The organism is Exiguobacterium sp. s102 (assembly GCF_018618635.1).
GTDB classification, from domain to species: Bacteria; Bacillota; Bacilli; order Exiguobacteriales; family Exiguobacteriaceae; genus Exiguobacterium_A; species Exiguobacterium_A oxidotolerans.
The window spans coordinates 617,128-639,571 of the sequence record NZ_JACSML010000001.1; the positions used below are offsets into that span (position 1 = coordinate 617,128).

General features: G+C 43.8%; 26 protein-coding genes. 17 read left to right on the forward strand and 9 right to left on the reverse strand.

Annotated features, from left to right (window positions below; genetic code table 11):
- Positions 1–161: 161 nt before the first annotated feature.
- Positions 162–953 (reverse strand): DsbA family protein, encoded by a 792-nt coding sequence (locus KNQ02_RS02940; RefSeq protein ID WP_088837489.1) that lies wholly within the window; start codon positions 951–953, stop codon positions 162–164.
- 90 nt (positions 954–1,043) lie between these two features.
- Complete coding sequence (locus tag KNQ02_RS02945) at positions 1,044–1,619, reverse strand: CYTH domain-containing protein (protein WP_214807274.1); 576 nt, start codon at positions 1,617–1,619, stop codon at positions 1,044–1,046.
- Between the two features lie 105 nt (positions 1,620–1,724).
- Between KNQ02_RS02945 and yjbM the strand changes: the two genes are divergently transcribed.
- The 3 genes from yjbM to KNQ02_RS02960 are packed head-to-tail and all read left to right on the forward strand — an operon-like array spanning position 1,725 to position 4,093.
- Complete coding sequence (gene yjbM, locus KNQ02_RS02950) at positions 1,725–2,375, forward strand: GTP diphosphokinase (protein WP_029330988.1); 651 nt, start codon at positions 1,725–1,727, stop codon at positions 2,373–2,375.
- A gap of 10 nt (positions 2,376–2,385) precedes the next feature.
- Positions 2,386–3,189, forward strand: coding sequence for an NAD kinase (locus KNQ02_RS02955; protein ID WP_088837488.1), 804 nt, complete (start codon positions 2,386–2,388; stop codon positions 3,187–3,189).
- Between the two features lie 16 nt (positions 3,190–3,205).
- Entirely contained in the window at positions 3,206–4,093 is an 888-nt protein-coding gene (locus KNQ02_RS02960) for an RluA family pseudouridine synthase (protein WP_251132000.1), read from the forward strand.
- Between the two features lie 39 nt (positions 4,094–4,132).
- Here the strand turns inward: KNQ02_RS02960 and KNQ02_RS02965 are convergent, their stop codons facing one another.
- Complete coding sequence (locus KNQ02_RS02965; protein ID WP_214766454.1) at positions 4,133–5,302, reverse strand: FtsW/RodA/SpoVE family cell cycle protein; 1,170 nt, start codon at positions 5,300–5,302, stop codon at positions 4,133–4,135.
- 143 nt (positions 5,303–5,445) lie between these two features.
- On the opposite strand from KNQ02_RS02965, the gene fabI reads away from it, so the two are divergent.
- Both fabI and KNQ02_RS02975 read left to right on the forward strand, forming a co-directional pair.
- On the forward strand, positions 5,446–6,219 hold the full coding sequence (fabI, locus tag KNQ02_RS02970; RefSeq protein WP_214807275.1) for an enoyl-ACP reductase FabI: 774 nt from the start codon (positions 5,446–5,448) through the stop codon (positions 6,217–6,219).
- Between the two features lie 129 nt (positions 6,220–6,348).
- Positions 6,349–6,552 (forward strand): hypothetical protein, encoded by a 204-nt coding sequence (locus tag KNQ02_RS02975; protein WP_214807276.1) that lies wholly within the window; start codon positions 6,349–6,351, stop codon positions 6,550–6,552.
- A gap of 2 nt (positions 6,553–6,554) precedes the next feature.
- Here KNQ02_RS02975 and KNQ02_RS02980 read toward each other — a convergent pair whose 3' ends face one another.
- The gene (locus tag KNQ02_RS02980) at positions 6,555–7,067 is read right to left on the reverse strand and encodes a YjcG family protein (RefSeq protein ID WP_029330982.1); all 513 of its coding nucleotides are present in this window, start codon (positions 7,065–7,067) and stop codon (positions 6,555–6,557) included.
- Between the two features lie 145 nt (positions 7,068–7,212).
- Between KNQ02_RS02980 and KNQ02_RS02985 the strand changes: the two genes are divergently transcribed.
- The 3 genes from KNQ02_RS02985 to KNQ02_RS02995 are packed head-to-tail and all read left to right on the forward strand — an operon-like array spanning position 7,213 to position 8,875.
- Positions 7,213–7,758: a phosphatidylglycerophosphatase A family protein gene (locus KNQ02_RS02985; protein ID WP_088837484.1), complete on the forward strand. Its 546-nt coding sequence runs from the start codon at positions 7,213–7,215 to the stop codon at positions 7,756–7,758.
- A complete protein-coding gene (locus KNQ02_RS02990; protein WP_088837483.1) occupies positions 7,758–8,381 on the forward strand; it encodes a phosphatase PAP2 family protein in 624 nt (207 codons plus the stop codon). The genes KNQ02_RS02985 and KNQ02_RS02990 overlap by 1 nt, the downstream gene beginning before the upstream one ends.
- The gene (locus KNQ02_RS02995; RefSeq protein ID WP_088837482.1) at positions 8,381–8,875 is read left to right on the forward strand and encodes a hypothetical protein; all 495 of its coding nucleotides are present in this window, start codon (positions 8,381–8,383) and stop codon (positions 8,873–8,875) included. Before KNQ02_RS02990 ends, KNQ02_RS02995 begins: the two co-directional genes overlap by 1 nt.
- Positions 8,876–8,936: 61 nt before the next feature.
- Here the strand turns inward: KNQ02_RS02995 and KNQ02_RS03000 are convergent, their stop codons facing one another.
- The 4 genes from KNQ02_RS03000 to KNQ02_RS03015 form a co-directional block, all read right to left on the reverse strand.
- Positions 8,937–9,806 carry a DegV family protein gene (locus KNQ02_RS03000; protein WP_088837481.1) on the reverse strand — a complete coding sequence of 290 codons (870 nt, stop codon included), beginning with the start codon at positions 9,804–9,806 and terminating at the stop codon, positions 8,937–8,939.
- A gap of 64 nt (positions 9,807–9,870) precedes the next feature.
- Positions 9,871–11,196, reverse strand: a complete 1,326-nt coding sequence (gene brnQ, locus KNQ02_RS03005; protein ID WP_088837480.1) for a branched-chain amino acid transport system II carrier protein — start codon at positions 11,194–11,196, stop codon at positions 9,871–9,873.
- Between the two features lie 551 nt (positions 11,197–11,747).
- The gene (locus tag KNQ02_RS03010) at positions 11,748–12,041 is read right to left on the reverse strand and encodes a hypothetical protein (protein ID WP_029330976.1); all 294 of its coding nucleotides are present in this window, start codon (positions 12,039–12,041) and stop codon (positions 11,748–11,750) included.
- Positions 12,042–12,303: 262 nt separating this feature from the next.
- Positions 12,304–13,035, reverse strand: a complete 732-nt coding sequence (locus KNQ02_RS03015; RefSeq protein ID WP_088837479.1) for a hypothetical protein — start codon at positions 13,033–13,035, stop codon at positions 12,304–12,306.
- A 136-nt stretch (positions 13,036–13,171) separates the two neighbouring features.
- On the opposite strand from KNQ02_RS03015, the gene KNQ02_RS03020 reads away from it, so the two are divergent.
- From KNQ02_RS03020 to KNQ02_RS03050, 7 genes are all read left to right on the forward strand, one after another.
- Positions 13,172–13,729 (forward strand): GNAT family N-acetyltransferase, encoded by a 558-nt coding sequence (locus KNQ02_RS03020; RefSeq protein WP_029330974.1) that lies wholly within the window; start codon positions 13,172–13,174, stop codon positions 13,727–13,729.
- An 8-nt stretch (positions 13,730–13,737) separates the two neighbouring features.
- On the forward strand, positions 13,738–14,451 hold the full coding sequence (locus tag KNQ02_RS03025; RefSeq protein ID WP_088837478.1) for an alpha/beta fold hydrolase: 714 nt from the start codon (positions 13,738–13,740) through the stop codon (positions 14,449–14,451).
- A gap of 89 nt (positions 14,452–14,540) precedes the next feature.
- Positions 14,541–15,632 carry a virulence factor gene (locus KNQ02_RS03030; protein ID WP_214804400.1) on the forward strand — a complete coding sequence of 364 codons (1,092 nt, stop codon included), beginning with the start codon at positions 14,541–14,543 and terminating at the stop codon, positions 15,630–15,632.
- A gap of 357 nt (positions 15,633–15,989) precedes the next feature.
- Positions 15,990–16,202 carry a hypothetical protein gene (locus KNQ02_RS03035; RefSeq protein WP_214807277.1) on the forward strand — a complete coding sequence of 71 codons (213 nt, stop codon included), beginning with the start codon at positions 15,990–15,992 and terminating at the stop codon, positions 16,200–16,202.
- A gap of 82 nt (positions 16,203–16,284) precedes the next feature.
- The gene (locus tag KNQ02_RS03040; protein WP_214807278.1) at positions 16,285–16,755 is read left to right on the forward strand and encodes a BsuPI-related putative proteinase inhibitor; all 471 of its coding nucleotides are present in this window, start codon (positions 16,285–16,287) and stop codon (positions 16,753–16,755) included.
- Positions 16,756–17,215: 460 nt separating this feature from the next.
- Complete coding sequence (gene nadE / locus KNQ02_RS03045; protein ID WP_088837475.1) at positions 17,216–18,031, forward strand: ammonia-dependent NAD(+) synthetase; 816 nt, start codon at positions 17,216–17,218, stop codon at positions 18,029–18,031.
- Between the two features lie 490 nt (positions 18,032–18,521).
- On the forward strand, positions 18,522–19,796 hold the full coding sequence (locus KNQ02_RS03050; protein ID WP_157898489.1) for an FAD-dependent oxidoreductase: 1,275 nt from the start codon (positions 18,522–18,524) through the stop codon (positions 19,794–19,796).
- A gap of 144 nt (positions 19,797–19,940) precedes the next feature.
- Here KNQ02_RS03050 and KNQ02_RS03055 read toward each other — a convergent pair whose 3' ends face one another.
- Entirely contained in the window at positions 19,941–20,330 is a 390-nt protein-coding gene (locus KNQ02_RS03055; RefSeq protein WP_214765263.1) for a disulfide bond formation protein B, read from the reverse strand.
- Positions 20,331–20,395: 65 nt separating this feature from the next.
- On the opposite strand from KNQ02_RS03055, the gene KNQ02_RS03060 reads away from it, so the two are divergent.
- On the forward strand, positions 20,396–21,286 hold the full coding sequence (locus KNQ02_RS03060) for a transcriptional regulator CcpC (RefSeq protein ID WP_029330966.1): 891 nt from the start codon (positions 20,396–20,398) through the stop codon (positions 21,284–21,286).
- Positions 21,270–22,382 (forward strand): N-acetyldiaminopimelate deacetylase, encoded by a 1,113-nt coding sequence (locus KNQ02_RS03065; protein ID WP_088837472.1) that lies wholly within the window; start codon positions 21,270–21,272, stop codon positions 22,380–22,382. The genes KNQ02_RS03060 and KNQ02_RS03065 overlap by 17 nt, the downstream gene beginning before the upstream one ends.
- Positions 22,383–22,444 lie beyond the last annotated feature (62 nt).

Here is a 22,444-nt window from a genome sequence, read left to right on the forward strand (position 1 = left end):
AATTTTTGCACAAAGTTATAGAAAAAAATCCGGGGCTCTTATATACTAAGAATGTGAAGAGGGTCACATTCCCCTGATGATTCTCTTTTCCCCCATCCAATGGTCATGTGAATGACAAAAAAGGTGTTTCCGCAATTGCGGAAACACCTTTTTCTTTTAACTTAAGCATGTGCTGAGTCTTTAAGGTGACGCCATACTTTACCGTCACAATAAGAAAGTGAGACACATTTTTGTTGAAGTGCAAGTTTTTTCAACTCATGTTCAATTTGCGCTTCAGATACATCGTAAATAAAAGCGATTTCTGAAGTTGTTGCTGTTTCATACCGTTTCAAGAAATGTTCGAGCGGTGGCTTTGGTTGCTTCTCAACAGGTTGATCCAATAACTCATTTAAAATGGAGACATAAATGAGGTATTCATAAGCACCTTCAGCTTTAATGGCTTCTTCATCTCCAATGAAAGCGAGGGTAGGGAGGACGCGTACGTCCCATTCTGTCACGAGCTGCGTTTCTTTTTCGAGCATGAGCTGAATCGTATTTGATTCAACATCGCGATGAAATTCCTCCAAGTCGAGACCGAATTCAGTTAAGGCTTCGGCTAAGCGGATTAAAGAAGAACGTGTATAGGCACTTTCGCCTTCTACATTATGCAACATCCGGAGACGTCTCATGAAGCGCATTCCGAATGTCTTACCTTGTAGTTCGATTGCTTTTAAAATCAACAATGGCGACATATCACACGCAGAGCGTGATGGAGCACAAGGAATTGTCGCAATCGTTCTGAGTCGGAAGAGATGACCATACTCTAACTCTAATTTCTTGAGAACGGGTATCAACCGTAAACCATCTGTTTGCGTCACATCTAGAAAATGATAAATTTCTAGGGGTTTCGTCGGTTGTTGAATTGATGGTTCGTCCAATGAACAATAAGAACCGTTACATTGATCGTGTTCCATCCGTTCACCCCCTTCTGTTGTTATCGTTACCCTATTTTAGCAACGAAAAAAATGAAAGAGCAAAGGTTTTGCTTGTACATTTGTACACGATTAGCGTGAAACCGCTTTACGCTCCATGAAACGGACAATTTTATTTTTCGTTTCACGACGTGGAATTTGATGTTTCTCGAGCAGTTGCGTGAAAGCAAGTTGACCTTGTTCGAAGGCTTGCACTTCGAATTCTAATTCGTAGTCGGTTACGCCTAAATAGTGACTTTGATCCAGTACGAGCAATCCGTCTTTCAATTTTGTTTCAAAACGAGTTGTTTCTAAACGTCCTAAGTGTTCAAGCGATGCTGTTAAGTTGAAGCGACTCAATTGTTCATTCATCGCATCAGATTGAATCAGACCATATTTGAATAATTCCTCTGCCTCTGCTTCCGATAGAGAAACATGTGTTTCAAGTAAACCATCATCTTTCGGTTCTTTTAAGGTCAATACGAGACCCTCTTTTTTCTGACGGATGCGTAGAGCAGCGCCATGCTGACGCAATTCAAACGTAGGTGTATCAAAATAATCATTTGCTTGCCAAATCGTTTCGTCTTGTTTGCCGTAAATTTGCATCAGTTGCTTGTATTCATCTGCTGTTAACAAGTTTTTAAATTCAATTTCCATTTCTTGTCTCATTCCGGTTCACGCCTTTCTAGTTGAATGCTTGAAAATATGATAACATGAATGAAGTAGTGGAACGAATTGAACCAACAATTTAGATTAAAAGTGGTGACGAAAACGATGACAAAAGAAAATTGGGATTTATTTCTCGCGCCGTATCAAATCGCGGTTGATGAACTGAAGGTAAAGCTAAAGGCCATTCGAAAACAATTTCAACAACGTGGGGAACATTCACCGATTGAATTTGTCACGGGACGGGTAAAACCTGTGAAGAGTATTATCCAAAAAGCGGAGCGGAAATCGATTGCGATCAGTTCGTTAGAACAAGAGATGCAAGACATCGCCGGCTTACGCATTATGTGTCAATTTGTCGACGACATCATCCACGTACTAGAACTGTTACGATCACGTGGAGACTTTAAGGTGGTCGAAGAGCGAAATTATATCACACAAAAAAAAGAGAGCGGATATCGTTCCTATCATATTATTATTGCCTATCCTGTCCAAACGATTGAAGGTGAGATTCCGACGCTCGTTGAGATTCAGATTCGGACACTTGCGATGAACTTTTGGGCGACGATTGAGCACTCACTCAATTATAAATACCAAGGAAACATTCCGGAGGAAACACGCGAACGACTGCGACGTGCCGCGGAAGCCGCCTTTTTATTGGATGCGGAAATGAGTCAACTGAAAGTAGAGATTCAAGACGCACAGCTCGTCCTACATGAACGAGACGGAAAACAAACTAATAATCCAGTAAGCGAGTAGGAGGATGACCATGCGCTTTGCGATTACAGCACGAGATGATGAACGCTCGCGAATGCTACGCGATCAATTGGAACAAGAGTTGATTGCTCGGGGGAGTGTTCTTGATGCAGCGACTCCGGAAATCATCATTTCAATTGGTGGAGATGGAACGATGCTCCAGGCATTTCATTCTTATTTGAGTCAAGTCGAAGACATCACACTCGTTGGGATTCATACGGGACATCTTGGTTTTTATGCAGATTGGCGCCCGGAAGAAATGGACGAGTTGATTCGTCATATCGCAGATGAAAATTTGGCGACGGTCGAATACCCATTGCTTGAGCTGTCGATTGATTATGCGGACGGTTCACATAATAAGTTGTTGGCGCTAAACGAATGTACGATTAAAAGTTTTAATCAGACACTTGTATGTGACTTGTCGATACGTGGAGACTACTTTGAGACGTTTCGTGGTGATGGGTTATGTATCTCGACCCCATCCGGTTCGACAGCCTACAACAAGGCGTTAGGTGGTGCAATTGTCCACCCGGCCCTCGAAGCGATTCAAATTACTGAAATGGCTTCCATCAACAATCGTGTATATCGAACAATCGGTTCCCCGATGTTGTTGCCGAAGCATCATGATGTCGAAATACGACCGGTCAATCCGATTGATTTTCAATTGACTTACGATCATTATGCTTCTATTGTTCATCAAAACGTAAAATCGATTCGCTGTCGTGTCTCCGATAAGAAAGTAAAATTTGCCCGTTTTCGTTCCTTCCCGTTTTGGGAGCGGGTCAGAGAATCATTTTTAGCAGAAGAAAGAAGTTAAGTAAAAGAGGTAAGTGATGATGGTATTTGAATTGAAAGAAACAGTGACACATGAACAGGTCGGCTGGAGTGTCGGACATTTTTGTACGACGCGCCTCCGAATTTCCCGAAAAATGCTCGTGTCGATAAAGCATCATGGTGACATTTTGCGAAACGGACAACATGTTAACGTTAACGAGAGTGTCGATCTCGACGACGAAATCCATGTCTCTTTCCCTGAGGAGCACCCAGCAGAAGACATGATTGCGACACAAGGAGAGCTTGATATCTTGTTTGAAGACGAGTGGTTGTTGATTGTCAATAAACCACCGGGGATGGCTTCGATTCCCTCGCGTCTTCACCCGGAACGTTCTTTGGCGAATTTCGTGTTGGGTTACTATAAACAACGACAGATTCCGTATGCGATTCATATCGTCAATCGATTGGACCGGGATACAAGTGGGCTTGTGATTTTTGCCAAACATGCGCTAGCTCATCATCAATTGAGTAAAATGCAACAAAATGGACTGCTCGACCGGCGTTATATTGCATTGATCGAAGGAGAACTCGGTCCACAAACAATCGATTTACCGATTGGTCAGACGGACCATTCGTTCATGGAACGGATGGTCCGTAAAGATGGTCAACGGGCGGTTACCCATATCTTGAAGAGTACGGCAATTGAAGCATTCATGCGAACGATTTCGCAGTTAGAAATCAAGCTGGAAACAGGACGGACACATCAGATTCGTGTTCATCTCGCAGCACTCGGTCATCCGTTAGTCGGAGATACGATGTATCGCGGGACACCGCTCATTCCGCGCCAGGCGCTTCATAGTGCAAGCGCACGGTTTCCTCACCCGGGGACGGGAGAAATGGTCATGTTCGAAGCGCCGTTACCGAGTGACTTGTTCATAGAACAATAAAAAAGAGTTGATTCCTGCAACAGGGAATCAACTCTTTTTTTAATCTTCATCAAACATCGAGACACGTGATTGGGAAGCGATCGCCATAATAAGGCCAAGACCTACTAAGTTGACGATCATCGTCGAACCTCCATAGCTGATGAAAGGCAGTGGGAGACCGGTGATCGGTAAAACACCCATCGTCATCCCGATGTTTTGAAAGATTTGGAACGTAAACATTGCGACGTAACCTGTCACGATATAGGTTCCAAACGGATCGGCTGTTTCAAGTGCGATTTGAATCAGGCGGTAGATGAACAAAAACAGGATGACTAAGACGACGGCAGCCCCAATAAATCCGTAATGGGCAGAAATCGCAGTGAAAATGAAATCAGTATGCAATTCCGGGACGGAAACCTGGAGTTTTCCATAGCCGACACCAAACATTTGCCCGGAGCCGATCGCATTAATCGATTGGACCAATTGATAAGATAAATCGTCGGCATACTCAAATGGTTGTAACCACGCCATGATTCGGTTCATCGCGTGTCCTGGGAAGAAGGTCGCAAGTAAATCATTCTGGAAATAAAAGAGATAAAAGAAACCGACGATTGAAATTGTAAATAAAATCACCATGCTCAGGAGCCACTTCCAGTTGAGGCCGGATAAGAGCATCGCACAGGCAAGAATAACACATAAAATTAAGCCGATTCCTAAATCGGGTTGGATGATGATTAAAGCGAGTGGAAGTAATGTTACAACAACCATTTTGAGCAGAAGTAAAAAATCACGTTCGTGTTGAACGTACCGTGCATTATGTTCAGAGATGACGGCAGCTAACGTGACAATCAAAAAGAACTTCATGAACTCTGCCGGTTGGACCGTTCCGATGACCGGAAGCTGATACCAGCCATACGCCCCTTTAATGTTCGCAACAAGCGGTGTATTACGTAAGACGACAAGACCAATCAAGGAGACGATTCCTGCTCCATATAAATACCAATGAAAACGTTTGAGTTGCTCATAATCGATGAGAATGACGACAGATAGTGCGATAAATCCGATGATATACCACTGAATCTGTTTCGCCATGAAATTGATTTCACTAATCGCGCCTTGCAAAAAAGGTTGCGCCGTATAGATTGCGATGATACTGATGATCATCAGGCAACCGAGTAAAAAAAGTAACGTGTTATCATATCGTTGTGTAAATGATTTAAAACGGTTCATTTCATCCCTACTTTCTATCTCTTTCTATATTAACGTAATTTATCAAAATCGCAATATCAAGAGGGGTGGTTGACAGAAGCGTTACGTTTTTGTAACCTAGATATAGGTGTTATTACCAGGTACTAATTTTAGGGGGAGTTCAAATGAATATTTATCCTTCACTTGAGGGAAAGACGTATGTCGTAATGGGTGTCATCAATCAACGCTCGATCGCATGGGGAATTGCCCGAGCGCTTGACGCGGCAGGTGCAAGCCTCGCGTTTACGTATGTAGGCGAACGATTTAAAGCACCACTCGAAAAGTTAGGGAAAGAATTATCGCGACCAGCTACTTACTATACATGTGACGTAACGAGTGATAAAGAAATCGAGCAAGTGTTCCAAAGCATCCATGCGGATCACGGAAAGATTTCGGGGATTGCCCATTCGATCGCCTTTGCCGATAAAGAAGCATTACGCGGCGAGTTTTCAGGCGTAACGCGTGAACAGTTCGCGCAAGCGCTCGATATTTCTGCATTCAGCTTAACGGCAGTCGTCAAAGCAGCGAAAGACTTTTTCACAGAAGATGCTTCAGTCATCACGTTGACATATCTCGGTGGTGAGAAGATGGTCCCGAACTATAACGTCATGGGTGTCGCGAAAGCTGCGCTCGACGCTAGCGTTCGTTACCTTGCGGCTGAATACGGAAAACAAGGTGTTCGTGTCAATGCAATCTCAGCTGGTCCAGTGCGTACGGTCTCGGCAAAAGGTGTCGGCGACTTCAACTCGATTCTCGACAGCATTGAAGAGCGTGCACCACTGCACCGAAACGTTTCGACGGAACAAATCGGTCAAAGTGGCTTGTTCCTGTTGTCACAAATGTCGAGTGGCGTGACAGGTGAAATTCTCCACGTCGACAGTGGTTTCCACATTCTTTAAGTGCTCAACCTATTTGCTGTAGTTCTAAACCGGGGGCAACCCTGGTTTTTTTGTTTTCTAAAAAGCTATTTTGGGAATAAGAAAAGTAGATGAGGAAAATAACGGCTACAGAAATAGGAGGGAAGAGATATGTATCAAATTGATTTTACAGTCGTTCAATACGTCAATCGGCAGGTTCGTGTTGAACCGGAACGAAAAACAGAACCGATTGCCCGAGTCAATCCGATTGAGCGGATTCAGTCACATGATTATGAATTAGAAGAACAAGCGAATGCATATGGAGTTTTACCGGAATTAAAACTTCCCGGCCGTAAGTTCGACCGGGAAGTTTAATGTTAGTGTTGTTTGAAGCGGAATGTTTCATAAACGCTCCAGGCACCATTTTCTAATTCATAGAGAAGTGCCATTTTCGTGACGTCTTCTTGAAAGCGAATATCTTCCATCTTTAGTCGTTCTAGAACGTCGAACAGTTCGACATCAGAAAGATCTTGGCCAATCGTAATATGTGGCAAAAAGTCGTACTTGGGTGTATGTTCGAGTCCATTTGAATGTAGAGCACGATGCAACTGCTCCATTTCGTCCGTCGGCATGACTTTTAAGAACAAGACATTGTTTGTCGGGTGGAAAGAGCGTGCCCCTTGAAGATGTAGTGCGAGTGGTTTCGTTTGTTCAGCCACTTTGTTTAATTCAGAAACAATCGATTCTAACTCACTTTCATCAACACTCACGCGTTCACGCATCGTAATATGTGGCGTGATTAAAGCATACTTTGAATCATATCGTTTTCGATACGAATTCGCGAAATCTTGTATGCGCTTCGATGGAAACAGAACTACCCCGATGTTCATCGAAAATCCCCTACTTTCCCCTAAAATGATAACGCTTTACAAAATAATCATGACGGATTATGGGCGCTATGTCAAAGATGTTTGAGAAGAGTCAGGGAATCTGTGTATACTTGTGAAGAACTTTGTCAGAGAGGTGGATTTAGTCATGAAAGAAAAAGCACATTCAAAAGAGGTCAAACAAGCAGCGATTGAAAAGCTTCACGAACGTGGAGTAACGATTCATGCCATTTCTGAAATCGTGTATCAGATGCAGGCACCTTATACGGAGGAGTTGACACTCGAGACATGTCTCAGCTCAGTCGAACGTGTACTCGAAAAACGGGAACTCCAACATGCGATTTTAGTTGGGGCAGAACTTGATATTCTTGCGGAAAAGGGTCTGTTGTCTGAACCATTATTATCCATCATTCGAAGTGATGAAGGATTGTTTGGCGTCGATGAAACGATTGCGATTGGTGCGGTCAATACGTATGGTTCAATCGCGGTCACGACGTTCGGTTACTTAGATAAAGCCAAAATCGGTATTATCAAGGAGCTCGATACGAAAGTCGATGATGGACGTGTCAATACATTCATGGATGACATCGTCGCGGCGATTGCAGCGAACGCATCCGGACGCCTTGCACACCGTTTACGTGATAAAGAAGACTATTCAGCGGAAGAACTTGAACAACGAAAGGGAACGTACTAATGAAAACCAATCATCGGGCGTTAATCGTCTCAGGAATCGTACTCGTATTGTTTTTAACGATTGCGTTATCGATTCGCCTGACAGGTTATTTTTTGTTTGATGCCCAATTATCGAATGAAATGGCAGAACGTGTTCCAGGTAGCTATGTCTCGTGGTTCACGCGGATTGGATCAGGTGTCGGAGCTGTGACGATTACGAGCATTCTTGCAATCGTCAGTTACCTGATTTGGCGTGATAAAGTCGGTAGCATTTGGTATTTCATTGCTTGTCTCTCCGTCGGGGCGTTAAATCAAGTCGTTAAATTGATTTTCGTCAGAGAACGTCCATCATTAAATGACTTGGTAGGGGGCGTAGGATATAGCTTTCCAAGTGGACATTCATCGATGGCATTTGCCGTTTATGGAGGATTCATCGTACTTGCTTGGCGCTTTTTAAGTCGGACGGGGCGGATTGTCGTCAGCACGATTTGTACGTTGATGTTTCTCGCAATGGGATCTTCACGGATTATTTTGAACGTTCATTATTTTTCTGATGTCCTCGGAGGATTTTTATTCGCGGCCTTCGTCCTCAGCTTATCATATGCATTCGTATCACCGAGACGAAAAAAGGAGATTTACAATTAATGTTGTTACTTGATATTGACAATAGCATTTTGTTCGATGAAGCAACGATGCGGACGATGAACAAACCGACATTGCTCGTCGAGCGAATGGATGGAAACAAACAGTTCATGACGATGCGGGCGCATCTGCGCCTGAAGCGTCTAGTTGAAATCAATCAAGTGATTCCAGTGACGAGCCGAACGGTAGATCAGTTTAAACATCTTGAATTATTTCAAATCGACGCAAAACCAAAGTGGGCAATTCTTGAGAGCGGGAAAACCCTGCTAAAAGAAGGGAAATCAGATAAGCGATATGAAAATTGGCTGCGACAACATCAGCAACCTGCCACGATGTCGTCGATTTTAATCTATCTCGAAGAAGTAGAAGTGACGAACTGGCAAGCTTATCCGGCGATGACCTTATCGGAACGTCTGACTCGTCCCCATGAAGGAATCTCTTCCGTAGAGGATGAATCAGCGTTATTGGAAGAACTATTTCATCGTTATCAAACGTGAATCATTAAAGTAAAAGAAAAAGCATCCGACGTAGTGACGTCGGATGCTTTTTCTTTTACTTTTACGGGTATTCAATTTGGTCGAACCAATAGACACCGATAGTAGCGGCACCTGCATGTGACAAAATAGATGGGCCGAATTGAGTGATTTCGATGGAAACGTCAGATAGTTTAGATTGAATGAGACCACGAAGTTGTTCAGCTTCTTCTAACGCCAATGTATGTCCGACGTAGAGTCTTTGCTGGTGTAGACCAGAAGCCTGGACTTTTGCCACGACCTCCGTAGCCATTTCCTGAAAAGCTTTCTTCAAGGAGCGAACCTTCTTAAAGGGAACGAGTTTCCCAAGTTCATTGAACGTAACAATCGGCTTGATATTCAGCATGTTCGCAAGTAAAAATTGACTACTTGAAACGCGACCCCCACGCCGCATCGTTTCCATATTCCCGATGATCAAATAAAAGTGAGAACCGTGTTTGAACTTTTCGAGAACAGTCATCACGTTTTCAGGACGCATTCCAGAAGTTGCGAGCTCGATCGCAATCTTAATCATTTCTTGCTGATTGGTCGCCCCTGTATAAGAATCAATGGCATACAAGGGGAAGCCAACAGCCTCTGCAGCTGCGACTGAGCTTGCATATGTTCCGCTTAAGCCACTCGTGATATGAATGGCATACCCGTAATCATATCCTTCGCTCTTTAGACGCTCATACAACTCGACTAACTCTCCAAAGGAAGGCTGAGAAGTCGTAGGGACGGCAGAAGAATGTTGTTTCATTTTTTCATCTAGTTGTTCAATTGAAATGTCGACATACTCACGGTACGATTCACCGTTAATGATGAGTTGGGTCGGCACCACATGGACTCCGATCTGTTCTGCTTCTCCCTCTCGGAAAAAAGCCATACTATCGGTGATCCAAGCAATCTTATCCATTAAAACGACGCCTCCAGTAGAATTCCATTTTTCTCATTATACCACAGGCATGAAAGCGGAATCATCAGCCTGCTTGTTTTTGGCTGATGGAATTATGAGAAACGTGTCCAATCCATGAACTGATGATGAATGTCACGATTGCAGGTAATAACCATGCCATGTTTTGGTCGACTAACGGGAAAGCTTTATACATACTGCTGGCGAATGCAGGTAAAACTTTTAACGACATGAGTGAGCTGAGTAAAGAGAGAAGCGCCGTTACGAACAATGTCGCACCATAGACGATGGCTGGCTTCTTGATAGCTGAACGAATGAACGTCAAGACGATTAAGACGATGACAATCGGATAAAGGAACATCAATACAGGTACAGCAATCGACAGTAGTGTCTGCAATCCGAAAATCGAGATTGCGAACCCTAATACGGCTGTCGTGATACTTGCGACCGGGAAAGACAATCGTTTAAACAATGAAATCAAATATTCTGAAAATGCTGTCACAAGACCGACGGAAGTTGTTAAACAAGCAAGCAAAATCGCTGTTCCTAAAATGACTAAACCAACCGTACCGAACGTACTATCAGCATATTGTTGCAACAAATCAGGACCGCTGACTGAACCGACAGCACCGAAGCTGTTTCGTCCAATGAAACCAAGTCCTGTATAGACGACAGTCAATGAGACTGCGGCAATTAAACCGGCTTTTGTCACGTTTTTTAATTGTGATGTACGATCTTTAATTCCACGTGTGTGAAGCGTGTGTAAGACGATAACCCCGAAGACGAGTGCACCGAGTGCGTCGAGGGTCAAATAGCCTTGAAGAAATCCTTGAACAAACGAGTTCGTAAAACTGTTGTATGCAGGAGCTGGTGCCTCGACGGCAGAAAGTGGATTGACGATACTACTTATACTGAGAATCATAAGTGCCGTCAGTAATAACGGTGTGATGAAGCGACCGATGATATCAAGTAACTTACCCGGTCTTAAAACGAGAAACACGGTTGCCAAGAAAAAGAGTAATGATGAAATGATTAACGTCGTTTGGCTGGGTTCTCCTAAAAAAGGAACGATACCAAGTTCATACGTGACGACGGATGTTCTCGGGATGCCGAAGAATGGACCAATCGCGACGTAAAGTGCGAATGTCAAGAAAGCACCAACAGCTTTCGGCAATGGATTTGCCAGCGTACTAATTCCGCCGCCAACCCAAGCGACTGCGATTAAGCCCGCTAACGGGAGACCGACGCCTGTTACGATGAAGCCTAGCATGGCAGGTAAGAATTGTGTTCCGGCAAGAGCACCGAGTTCGGGTGGGAAAATTAAGTTACCGGCACCAAAAAACAAAGCGAAAATCATAAATCCTAAAGCGAATAAATCTTTACGGTTCAACATATATTATGCCTCCTGATTCCTCATAATCTTACTCACTATACCATTAGAAATTAGCTGTTATAAATAAATTTTAAAACATTCGTTATTCAAGAATCGAGGAGTCGAAGCAAACGCGTTTTAACCTCTACACTTGTAAAAGAAGATCAACCGCAATGTGGAATTAAAAAACCTATCCGTTAGATTGGATAGGCGCCATCTGTTTCACTGGACGCCTCATTCGATCCATCGAAAGGAGGGCCCAAAAACTATTTCATCGTCACATGAAATGTTTTCAGTCCCACGCGTACAGAATAATCAGTCGGTGATTCAAAGTTAAAACTAAAGTGCTCATAATATGGTGCTCCTCTCGTTGAATTTGTCTCAGATTATCACGGGATACATGATTAATCAATATTTTCTGACAATTGTTCCAAAAGAAAAAATATTGAGAACGTTATCATGCATATTATTACTAAAAAAGATGCGAAAAGAACCATATTATAACAAAAAATCCGGTCCTTCATTGAAGAAGTGACCGGATGGTTAATATAGATATAACGAGCGACATAAGTTTAACTAGAAGCCATGAAGCGCCCCTTTTTTTGTCGTCTCATTTTGTGGAGGAGCCAGGCGTGAACGACTTCACAAGATTGACGGGGCAACGTTAGCTCGACGAGCGGTTCCTGTTGCTGCCCTCGGATGGTGAATACTCCGGTCTCTTCATCAATCGGTGAGATTGCCATTGAGCTCGCATCATTCAGTGATAATTTAAGTTCGCCAATTGACGCATCCTTCAGTTTCAGGATATGTCCGTTCGTCGCGAATTTAGCGAATGATCCGATTCCGTTCACTTTTAACTGGTCCATAACTAGTTCCTCCTTTGTTAGCTAACACGAACAATCATCATACGTGTAACGAAAAAAAACAACTGCAACTTCTAACTTATCCAAAAGGTTAATCTCATTATAACGAAGTCTCTAAAAGAAGCTAGCATTATTTTATGTGAAAATTCAATTAATTCAAGAGAGGTATTGTATGATATTAGATTTCTTGAAATAATACATGAAAGTAGAAAAAAATAAGATACAAAAAAAGCATCCTATCATTTGATGATAGAGATGCTGAAGATCATCGTACCTCAAAATCCCAGGCTTTTTTGCGGTGGACGAATTCACCACGTGCGATGATGGACTCTTTTTCAGACTCAAAGTCTTCCTTTAGCACGGCCATGTCTTCGTAACGACCCGCAATATAAAGAGGAATGCTGAGTTGTCTCGTAAAAACAGAGCGTTTTATATTCGCGAAATCAATTAACACACCTTCGCTGAGCAATTGACGAATATGGATCAGGATTTCAGCCGTCAAAGGACGGGGAGATAACCCACGAAGCTCGTGACGAATCTTTCGCTGGATTAAGACTGAGAGAATTTGCTCGATTCGGGACCAATCTTTTAAATATACTGTTGCCTGAAATCCGTCGTGTTCACTGAAATAGGCGAACTCGTTCTCGACCGATGACGCGAACGGGCTCGGCATACCACGCTTCATATGCATGAGGAATAACAGCTCCGCAACTTCAGGATCAGTTAATGTATCTAAGGAATGTGAAGAGCGGATGTCGATCGCGTTCAATGGATGACGAACGACATCATTCGACGCGGAAAATTGCTCGATTTCATGTGCTTCAACGTAATTGAGCGAAGTACGAAACGATTGTTTGACGGCTTTAAAGTCTGCACCTGAGACAAGTAATGGACGTTTTAAATCTAGCGCAATCATGAAATCAGAAAATGTCACACCAGACATCGTTAAACGATGGTTTTCTGCATCTTCATAAAAATAAAGCATTGTACTTGACATAGCCATCTGCTTCCTTTCTTGACTCATCAATACTTACTATTTCAATAGTAGCAAAACTTCAATCGAGCGAAAAGAATAATTCCTTTTGAAAACGGGCATAATAAAGAATAGAAGCATAAAAAGAGGTGATCAAACGATGTGGGGGTTACGAAAACCATTTCCAGAGTTGACGACGGAACGATTTGTTCTAAGGGAACTTGAAAATAAAGATGCACGTGATTTATTTAAGATTCTTTCAGATGAGGACGTCATGTACTATTACGGATCGGATCCGTTAGCGACTGTGTATGAAGCAAAAAACGTCATTAGTTATTTCAAAGAACAGTTTACACAAGGGAAGGCGATTCGGTGGGCAATCGCTGATTTGCAAACGAACCAATTAATCGGGACAATCGGCTTCCATAATTGGTTAGCGCAGTACCACCGTGCTGAAATCGGTTTTGAGGTCAGTCAAGACTACTGGAAGCAAGGTGTCGCTTCTGAGGCGGCGCGTGCTGTTTTAACACATGGATTCGAAGACTTCGCCCTCCATCGCATCAGTGCCCTTGTTGCACCTGAAAATCTTGCTTCGAATGCACTCGTCCAAAAATTAGGTTTTCAATCGGAAGGATTGCTTGAGGATTATGCCTACAGTCATGGACGTTTTATGGATTTGACAATTTACCGGATGCTTGCATCGGAATGGAAGGGATGAGTTAGTCAATGTCGAAACAAACACTCGTATTGCTACACGGATTTGCTGGAGGAACAGATTATTTTAATCGGGTGGAAGCAAAGCTTCGCTTATCGTTTGATGTCTTGCCGCTGCGACTACCCGGTCATGAAGGAGAGGACGTAGGACCTGACACAGTGGAAGGATTTGCAGAGTGGGTCATGAAGGACTTGGAACGCCGGGAAATCGAAAATCCGATTATCATTGGTCACTCTTTCGGCGGATATATTACGGCTGCGATCGTCGAAGCTTATGCAGATAAAATTGCTGGTTTCGGTCTCGTCTATTCAACGGCGAAACCAGACGCTACTGAAGCGAAACAAAAACGGAATCAAAACATTAGTCGTGTCGAGGAAATTGGAGTTCGGGCATTCGTTGACGGCATGATTCCCGGCTTATTTGCTGAAGGGGCAGATCCGATGCTAATTTCTGAAGCAAAAGAGATTGGTTACATGATGACAGTCGAAGGTGCAATACGCGCTCTAAGTGCGATGCGCGACCGGAGAGATGTCACGAGCGCATTGAATCAAACTTCAGTTCCTGGTGTGATTGTTCATGGTGAAAAAGATGCCCTTATCTCTAAAGAGAGTGCATTTAGCCCGAATAACTCACGGATCAGCTTTGAATCGACGGACAGTGGTCACATGGGGATGCTTGAAACACCGGATGCGTTCTGTGAGATTATCGAGCGTGTATTTGCTTAAACAACATCAAAGCTCTACGGTTCGAATCGTAGAGCTTTTGCGTTGCAATTTCTTTAAAGTTTCTGAATGATGGAGGGGGAGGGATCGATATGAAAATTGTAGCAATTGAACCAACACCAAGTCCAAACAACATGAAAGTCATCGTTGATGAAACATTTTCTGAAAAGGGACAGACCTTTGAACATGCTTTTGGTGCGCCGGAGCACGTAACGAAACTTTTAGACATTCCTGGAATTAAATCAGTCTATCAAGTGAGTGACTTTCTTGCCGTCGAACGTTTTCCAAAATACGATTGGCGAACACTCGTCATCGAAATTCGCCGAGCTTTTGGTGAGAATTTAAGTGATGTCGAAAATCATGAAACAGATGCCGCATTCGAACCTGTGCATCTCTTTGTTCAATTCATCCTCGGTGTCCCGATGCAAATCAAAGGCGTCAAAGGATTAGAAGAAAAACGACAAGGGTTACCGGAAAGGTTTCGGGATGCTGCACTATTCGTCCAACCTTTTGTCCAAAATGTCATTAGTGATCGACGCTGGGTTGAACAAGCCCCACGGTATGGGGAACTGGACGATAGTCTAGAGGAAGTGGCGCAAGAGCTCGAAATCGCCTATCCTCAAGAGCGGGTTGAACGATTGAAAGTACTCGCTTCGGGTGAAGACGTTACGTTTGATGGACAAGCCCTTAGCTCGAGCGACTGGAAAGAGCGGTTTGCAGCACTGGATGAATTACCGATTGATTTAAGCTGGGTCTCGGCTTATGCGAAGATGCTTCAGGATGAAAAAATGCAAATCAGACGACAAGCAATCGTCAAGCTCGGCATGTTTGAGGAGAATCGTCAAGAATTGCTCGAATATATCACGAATGCTTTACATGACCCTTCAGGAATCGTTCGTCGGACCGCAGGGGATACAGTATCTGATTGGGCACTTCCGGAAGCGGAGCCGATGATGATTGAAGCGTTGACCGATAAAAACAAACTTGTTCGTTGGCGTGCCGCGCGCTTTCTATTCGATGTTGGAACGGAACGGGCAGTATCTCGCTTAAAAGAAGCAGCGCAAGATAAAGAATATGAAGTCGCACTCCAAGCCGAGCTCGCCTTAGCACGAATCGAGAGTGGGGAAGAAGCACTAGGGACAGTCTGGCAACAAATGAACCGTTTGATTGATGAAAGTTCATAAGAACTTGAAAAAACCATGCTTGGCACAATCATTCGACAAAATCGCGCATGTTTTGTCTAGTCATATTTTACCTATAAGACTTATGTCCTGGCAAAAAAAAGAAGAAAAGACTGTAATGATTTTGAAATGTCTTTGAAATCTGATGATAATCTGCATGTTTCAAAAGAAATGATTTGTTTTTTATATCATCCATTTTATGGGTTAGGAAACTGGCATAAAGTTTTGACATGAATTGTCGAATGACAATTCACCTGCTCTTTTGGACGTTTGGTAAAGTGAAATCAACATAACGGATTCGAGATTAACCGAGTGAGTTGGTTTAACTGAAATCTAACATAACAAAGGAGATGCGGGGACATGATACTTTTTGCAGAAACAGACTTAGCAGTGGGGTATAAAGAACGAACGGATTCTGGTGTGTACGTTACAATCGAGACAGGTGATAGTCGGACCATCACACTCGTCGCACCGGTCACAGCGACAGATGCGATCTGTGATGAGTTATTCGTAACGGGGATGGAACAATTATTCTCAGGTTCAACCGATGTAACAGAAATGCCTGTTGCTTAATCAGCAACTATGAAAGGGAGATGAGGGAAACCTTGTCTCCTTTTTTGTATGATAAAATGGATGAAAAGAGGGAGGAAACGTCATGAAATGGTCTCGAACACGGTTGCTGTTACTTGGATTAGCGCTCATGTTAGTCGGATGTAGTCAAGAAACTAAAAAAGCGGACCTTGCAACAAAAGTGTCGAATCAACCGATTGAAATTGCCGTGTCAGGACAGGCTGTTGGATCGAATACAATAGAGGCAATCGTACGGTTGCACAATCCAAATGACCAAAACGTGAAAATTGCGTATCCTTCATCACAACGCTTTGAATTAATGGTGCGTGATGGACGAAATCACGTGATTTACACGTTTTCGAAAGAACATCTTTTTACACAAGCGATTGAAGAAGAACAGTTTAAACCGTATGAGGAAAAGGAATATGAAGTGACGATTGAATTATCAGATACTAGCGATGTAAAAGAAATCGACGGAATGACTGTTCAACAATTCGAGGGAGCGCGTGACTCGACATCGAAGGTGACATCCGTTATTTCTAAAGGGAAGCTATGATGCTAAACTGAAACTATTGAACTACCTCCACTTACGCTTCGCTAAGAGGTGGAGGATTCCTGAGTTATTCAATCTAATGCTCGAAACTTTATCAGGCTAACCCCGTCGTCCCGACGGTTGAACGTTAATCTTGCCCGTTTCTTTTGAGCGGATGCCTACTGTGCTTGGTTTCGCTACTTCGGTCATCCGCAAGGTGGACGTTGAAGATTTTACGTGACAGACGAACTTTCTGTCACAACCCTATATCTTCAGTTTCCAAAGAACGTGACATTTTAATTATTCCTGATTTTAATTGTCTTCAAACGAAGCGCGTCGGACAATTGACGTGTCGGAAGACACGCCTTGTCCGAAGACGTTTCATCCCCCACTTGGACTAGGGCTTCACCCTGAACGTTTAGAAGGGGGGAGTATTCTCGTCTAAATTTCGTAAAAAATAGAGAATGAGGAGTGTGATGTGACAATGCAACAAGACATCATTCAAGCGACAGGAGTCAAGCCAGTCATCGAGGCCCATGAAGAGGTGGCGAACCGGATTCGTTTCTTAAAAGAATACTTACTACACACGGGTGCTAAAGGATTTATCCTTGGTATTTCAGGTGGTCAAGACTCGTCTCTTGCCGGACGGCTCTGTCAACTCGCTGTAGAAGAACTGAGAGCAGAAACAGGACGAGATTTTCATTTTTATGCGGTTCGCCTTCCTTATGGACAGCAACAGGATGAATCGGACGCACAACTTGCCTTATCATTCATTCGACCAGATCACTCGTTACGCGTTGATATCAAGCCGGCAGTAGAAGCGGCAATGGCTTCATTTGAAGTCGCGACAGGAGAAGTCCTATCTGATTTCAGTAAAGGTAATACGAAGGCACGTGAACGGATGAAAGTACAATATGATCTTGGAGCGCACTTTGGTTGTCTCGTCGTCGGAACGGATCATGCAGCTGAATTCGTCACAGGTTTCTACACGAAGCATGGTGACGGGGCTTGTGATTTAACACCGTTGACTGGCTTAAACAAACGACAAGGAAAACAATTGTTACGTTATTTAGATGCACCTGTCGGATTGATTGATAAAGTACCGACAGCTGATCTAGAGGATGACCGACCTGGTTTACCTGACGAACTCGCATTAGGGATGACGTATGATGAGATTGACGACTATCTAGAAGGAAAAAGCATTTCAACTGCAAGTCAAACGAAACTAGAGACACAGTATAAACGTGTAGGTCATAAACATCATATGCCGGTTTCTCCATTAGATGACTGGTGGAAATGATATGACGATGCTTGCTCTCCGAGGCAAAGTATCTTTTTAAAACGACATCCTTTAGGGGTTTCGTTTCAGACTGTAGACAAAGTGCTATCAGGAGAAAAAGCGTCTTTATTCGTTGCTTTCCTCGGGCGAGGCGCAAGCCGTTGCTCCTTGGTCCTTACGGACAACGAGCAGGGTCTTGTCTGCCTCTGAAAGTGCGTTAAAAACGCACTTTTTCCCGTAGGAGTCAACGAAACATGACGCTTTTTAGCTAATACCGTGACCAAAAAGCCAGGCGTGGAGACGGTTTAGAGCGCAATCCGTCTCGAATCGCTTTGAAGACGAGGCGAGACAGGGAAGCGCGAACGGATTGCATCTCGATACCGTATGTTTACGCTTTTTAATAGTTTGTCTACACGCTGAAACGACATCCTTTAGGGGTGTCGTTTTTTTTGTTTGGAATCGGGAAAAGAATCAAGAAAAGGGAATTGATGCTTAAAAGGAGGTGCGTCGAGTGGAAAAGATTGCAGTCGTCGGTGGTGGGTTAGCTGGTTTATCAGTGGCAGCACTTCTCGCGGATCAAGGAAAGGAAATTCATCTGTACGATGCCGGTTTACTGGGGGGGAGGGCAACTTCGCAAGTGCTTAAAGGATTTACGTTCAATTATGGAGCGCATGCTGTTTATGGGCGTGACCAATCAGCACTCCGTTCATTAATTAAACAATTGAAGCTTAATGTGACATGGCTCGATTTTTCTTCTTCTAAGGCGAAATATGAGTTTGCTGGACATTTGACTGCGGCTCCTGCGAATGCACTCGGCCTGTTGAAGACAGAACTAGTGGAAGGAACCGATAAGGTGCGTTTCACATGGGCGGTCGTTAAAACACTACTGTCACTCGAACGTGGAGAGTCGGAAGTTTCAATTGGGGACTGGTTGGTCCAAGAAAAGGTCGAAGACGATGTCTCAAGGTTAATGCTCGATTTAGCTTCGAGTAATTTTTTCACTTCCGAACCCGAAAATATTCCGTCATCTGTCTATTTTGCGTATTACCGGAAACTATTTCGTACGCGCAAACCGGTTTCATATATTGCTGGAGGTTGGCAAACCTTAATTGATGAACTCGAACGCGTTTTGACGGACTACGGGGGAGAAATCCATCGGAAAACCAAGATTACAGCGATTGAACAAAGTAGGGGAGGTTATCGATTACGCGATCGCCAAAAAAATGAATGGTCGGCTAAGCGTGTAATTCTCGCGATACCTCCTCGCGAGATGCGTAAAGTTGCATTACCATTATCGATCCAGCACTTTATTGAACCATACGCGCAGTTTGAACCAGCCGAAGCCCTAGTCTATGATGTCGGAATCAGTCCTTACATTGATACTCCTTTTTCTTATGTATTCGATCGAGACCATCAAGTCTTCGTCACGGATTTGTCACACTATGATGCAAGCATTTCTCCGAAAGAGGGACAAGTCTTACAAGTCGTCGCATATCTTGATCATAAACAGGTCAGTCAAGCGACATATATTGAAGAAAAAGTACAGCACGCCCATGACTTATTAGATCACCACTATCCAGGGTGGCGAGATCGCCTTGTGACAGAGCGGACGATGAAACGCGCAATCGTTCAAGAAATCAAATGGAAGATGGGACAAAGGCCGTTGCCTTGCTTTTTGGAAGCGGATACGTCGATTGCTTTCGTAGGTGATTGGTGTGAAGGAGAAGGTCAGTTATCGGAATTATCTTTTTCAAGTGCCTACGCGGTGTCGAGGGAGTGGCAGTGAAACGGTCAAGCATAGTATCGGCATCGGAAGGAAATGAAAAACCCGAGCATTCCTGTTATCGAAATGGAATCGCTCGGGTTTCCTGTGCGTTAATTTTTGTAGTGAGTTCTACGTGACGCATTTGTTTGAACAGATATCTGCAACTTATGCACTTTGTTTATTCGGGTAAAAGGCAAGGATCAATAAGAGGGTGAAGGCGATTAAACTCATCATTGGGATTGTCAAAAAACCGAAGTAGTTGACCCATTGAATCAGGCAACCATTCGTACAGAGTGCCTCGCCATCCGGGAGGCGTTCGAGAACAACGTGATAGGCAGCAACTGCCCAACCGATTCCAACATATAGTCGAACGAAAAGAGCATCGACGGGGCGATTCCGAAAGAGTGTAATGATTAAATAAAATGCCGTCGTATACATGAACAAGCGTTGCCACCAACAAAGTGGACAAGGGATGAAACCGCGAACTTCACTGAAGTACAGACTTCCTAAGGTCGCAATCGTTGAGACGATTAACATAAAATGATAGCGTGACATATGTACCTTCCTTCCTAACGTGTTAAACTAATGCCATCTTATATCATGAGGAGTCGAATCTTACATTGCAAGTGTCGGAAATGGAAATGTTGATAACTTTATCGGAAGAGCTGAATATGCGAAGAGCAGCCGAACGTCTTTTCGTCTCGCAGCCGGCACTCAGTCAACGATTGGTTGCGATTGAGCGCAGGTGGGCGACGAAGTTGTTCATTCGTTCTTCCCGTGGATTAAGCATTACGCCCCAAGGAGAAAAAGTCATTGGGCTCGCAAAAGAAATGAATCGAAAAGAATTAGAACTGAAAAGTGAACTGACTGCCGAAGAAGGGGCAGTCTACGGGACCCTTCGGATTGCTGTCGCCTCCATCATGGGTCAATATTGGTTGCCACGCGTGTTGAAACGTTTCGTGGAACGTTACCCGCATGTACGCGTCCAACTCGTAACAGGGTGGTCGAGTGAAATGATGCGGCATATGCTCGAAGAACATTTTCATATCGGCATCATTCGAGGTAATCCGGACTGGAAGGGCGTCAAGGAACGGTTGTTCTCAGACCCGCTCTATCTTGTTGATAGTGAGTTGACGACGCTTGAACAGTTGCGTAAGACGGACCGACCATTCATTCAGTTCAAAAGTGATTCGACGTACTATCAAGAAATACTCGAGTGGTGGCAGGATCGTTTTTCAAGTCCGCCTGCGCGGACGCTCGTCGTCGACCAAATCGAAACTTGTAAACAAATGGCGTTACACGGCATTGGATTCGCGATTTTACCAGAGTCAACGATTCAAGAATCGAGCGAAGTGATGCAGATTCCGTTGAAGACGTCTTCGGGTAAAGTACTGAAACGCGATACATGGATTTTATCGACGGAATCCATGCTTGAGTTAAAACAAGTCCAAGCCTTTTGGGACATCGTAAAAGAAGAAGGGGGAAGTCAGTCAGATGGAATACGCGATTGAAATGCGAAGAGAACTTCATAAAATACCTGAATTAGGATTCAAGGAGTTCAAGACGCAAGCCTTTATTTTAAATCAGATTCGCTCTTATCCTGAAGACCGCGTCAGCTACGATACGTTTGAAACAGGTGTTTTCGTTCGTGTTAAAGGGTTGACCGGAAATCGAACAATCGGTTACCGCGCAGATATCGATGGTTTGCCGATCGAAGAAGCGACGGGTCTTCCTTTTGGTTCGGAGCATCCGGGAATGATGCACGCCTGTGGGCATGACGTCCATGCGTCAATTGCGTTAGGTCTGCTTCGTCGTCTTGTCGAGTTACCGATCATGGATGACGTCGTCTTCTTATTCCAACCGGCAGAAGAAGGTCCGGGTGGAGCGGAACCGATGATTAAAAGTCCATTATTCGAAAAATATCGTCCGAGTGAAATGTATGGTCTCCATGTGGCACCTGAATATCCGGTCGGGACAATTGCGAGTCGTCCTGGCGTATTATTTGCCAGTGCGCGGGAAGTTCACATCACGATTTATGGTCAAAGTGGTCATGCTGCATTTCCACACTTGACGGTCGATACGGTCGTTGCTCAGGCTGCACTCATCATGCAGTTGCAAACAATCGTCAGTCGATCAATCAATCCGATGAATTGTAGTGTCATCACGATTGGCAAGGTCGATGCGGGGATTCGTGAAAATGTTATTGCCGGTCGAGCTGTGCTAGATGGAACGATGCGTGCGTTGAACGGTACTGATATGGAAAAATTAGAAGAACGGGTACGTGACATCGTTCGTGGAATTGAAGCGTCATTTGGCGTGAAAATTGATTTGCAATTTGGAAACCGCTATTACGAAGTCGTGAATGATCAAAACGTCGTCGATAAATTTTCTTCATTCGTTAAGATGAATGCAAATTATGTTGAATGCGACGCTGCGATGACGGGTGAAGACTTTGGATTCATGTTAAAAGAAGTCCCAGGCATGATGTTTTGGCTTGGAATCGATAATCCAACGTCCGGTTTACATCAGCCGACGTTGAATCCGGATGAAGAGGCGATCCCATTTGTGATTAATTTACTGGATCATTACTTCCGTGAATATGTGTAAACTGAATGAATCGTAAAAAGACTGTAGAAATGCCCTTTACTTCGCCTCAAATCGAAGTAAAG

What these genes read in the sequence shown, in the direction of transcription:
- KNQ02_RS02940 (WP_088837489.1), bottom strand. Translation starts at nt 953, where the DNA reads ATGGAACACGATCAATGTAACGGTTCTTATTGTTCATTGGACGAACCA.
- KNQ02_RS02945 (WP_214807274.1), bottom strand. Translation starts at nt 1,619, where the DNA reads ATGAGACAAGAAATGGAAATTGAATTTAAAAACTTGTTAACAGCAGAT.
- yjbM (WP_029330988.1), top strand. Translation starts at nt 1,725, where the DNA reads ATGACAAAAGAAAATTGGGATTTATTTCTCGCGCCGTATCAAATCGCG.
- KNQ02_RS02955 (WP_088837488.1), top strand. Translation starts at nt 2,386, where the DNA reads ATGCGCTTTGCGATTACAGCACGAGATGATGAACGCTCGCGAATGCTA.
- KNQ02_RS02960 (WP_251132000.1), top strand. Translation starts at nt 3,206, where the DNA reads ATGATGGTATTTGAATTGAAAGAAACAGTGACACATGAACAGGTCGGC.
- KNQ02_RS02965 (WP_214766454.1), bottom strand. Translation starts at nt 5,302, where the DNA reads ATGAACCGTTTTAAATCATTTACACAACGATATGATAACACGTTACTT.
- fabI (WP_214807275.1), top strand. Translation starts at nt 5,446, where the DNA reads ATGAATATTTATCCTTCACTTGAGGGAAAGACGTATGTCGTAATGGGT.
- KNQ02_RS02975 (WP_214807276.1), top strand. Translation starts at nt 6,349, where the DNA reads ATGTATCAAATTGATTTTACAGTCGTTCAATACGTCAATCGGCAGGTT.
- KNQ02_RS02980 (WP_029330982.1), bottom strand. Translation starts at nt 7,067, where the DNA reads ATGAACATCGGGGTAGTTCTGTTTCCATCGAAGCGCATACAAGATTTC.
- KNQ02_RS02985 (WP_088837484.1), top strand. Translation starts at nt 7,213, where the DNA reads ATGAAAGAAAAAGCACATTCAAAAGAGGTCAAACAAGCAGCGATTGAA.
- KNQ02_RS02990 (WP_088837483.1), top strand. Translation starts at nt 7,758, where the DNA reads ATGAAAACCAATCATCGGGCGTTAATCGTCTCAGGAATCGTACTCGTA.
- KNQ02_RS02995 (WP_088837482.1), top strand. Translation starts at nt 8,381, where the DNA reads ATGTTGTTACTTGATATTGACAATAGCATTTTGTTCGATGAAGCAACG.
- KNQ02_RS03000 (WP_088837481.1), bottom strand. Translation starts at nt 9,806, where the DNA reads ATGGATAAGATTGCTTGGATCACCGATAGTATGGCTTTTTTCCGAGAG.
- brnQ (WP_088837480.1), bottom strand. Translation starts at nt 11,196, where the DNA reads ATGTTGAACCGTAAAGATTTATTCGCTTTAGGATTTATGATTTTCGCT.
- KNQ02_RS03010 (WP_029330976.1), bottom strand. Translation starts at nt 12,041, where the DNA reads ATGGACCAGTTAAAAGTGAACGGAATCGGATCATTCGCTAAATTCGCG.
- KNQ02_RS03015 (WP_088837479.1), bottom strand. Translation starts at nt 13,035, where the DNA reads ATGTCAAGTACAATGCTTTATTTTTATGAAGATGCAGAAAACCATCGT.
- KNQ02_RS03020 (WP_029330974.1), top strand. Translation starts at nt 13,172, where the DNA reads ATGTGGGGGTTACGAAAACCATTTCCAGAGTTGACGACGGAACGATTT.
- KNQ02_RS03025 (WP_088837478.1), top strand. Translation starts at nt 13,738, where the DNA reads ATGTCGAAACAAACACTCGTATTGCTACACGGATTTGCTGGAGGAACA.
- KNQ02_RS03030 (WP_214804400.1), top strand. Translation starts at nt 14,541, where the DNA reads ATGAAAATTGTAGCAATTGAACCAACACCAAGTCCAAACAACATGAAA.
- KNQ02_RS03035 (WP_214807277.1), top strand. Translation starts at nt 15,990, where the DNA reads ATGATACTTTTTGCAGAAACAGACTTAGCAGTGGGGTATAAAGAACGA.
- KNQ02_RS03040 (WP_214807278.1), top strand. Translation starts at nt 16,285, where the DNA reads ATGAAATGGTCTCGAACACGGTTGCTGTTACTTGGATTAGCGCTCATG.
- nadE (WP_088837475.1), top strand. Translation starts at nt 17,216, where the DNA reads ATGCAACAAGACATCATTCAAGCGACAGGAGTCAAGCCAGTCATCGAG.
- KNQ02_RS03055 (WP_214765263.1), bottom strand. Translation starts at nt 20,330, where the DNA reads ATGTCACGCTATCATTTTATGTTAATCGTCTCAACGATTGCGACCTTA.
- KNQ02_RS03065 (WP_088837472.1), top strand. Translation starts at nt 21,270, where the DNA reads ATGGAATACGCGATTGAAATGCGAAGAGAACTTCATAAAATACCTGAA.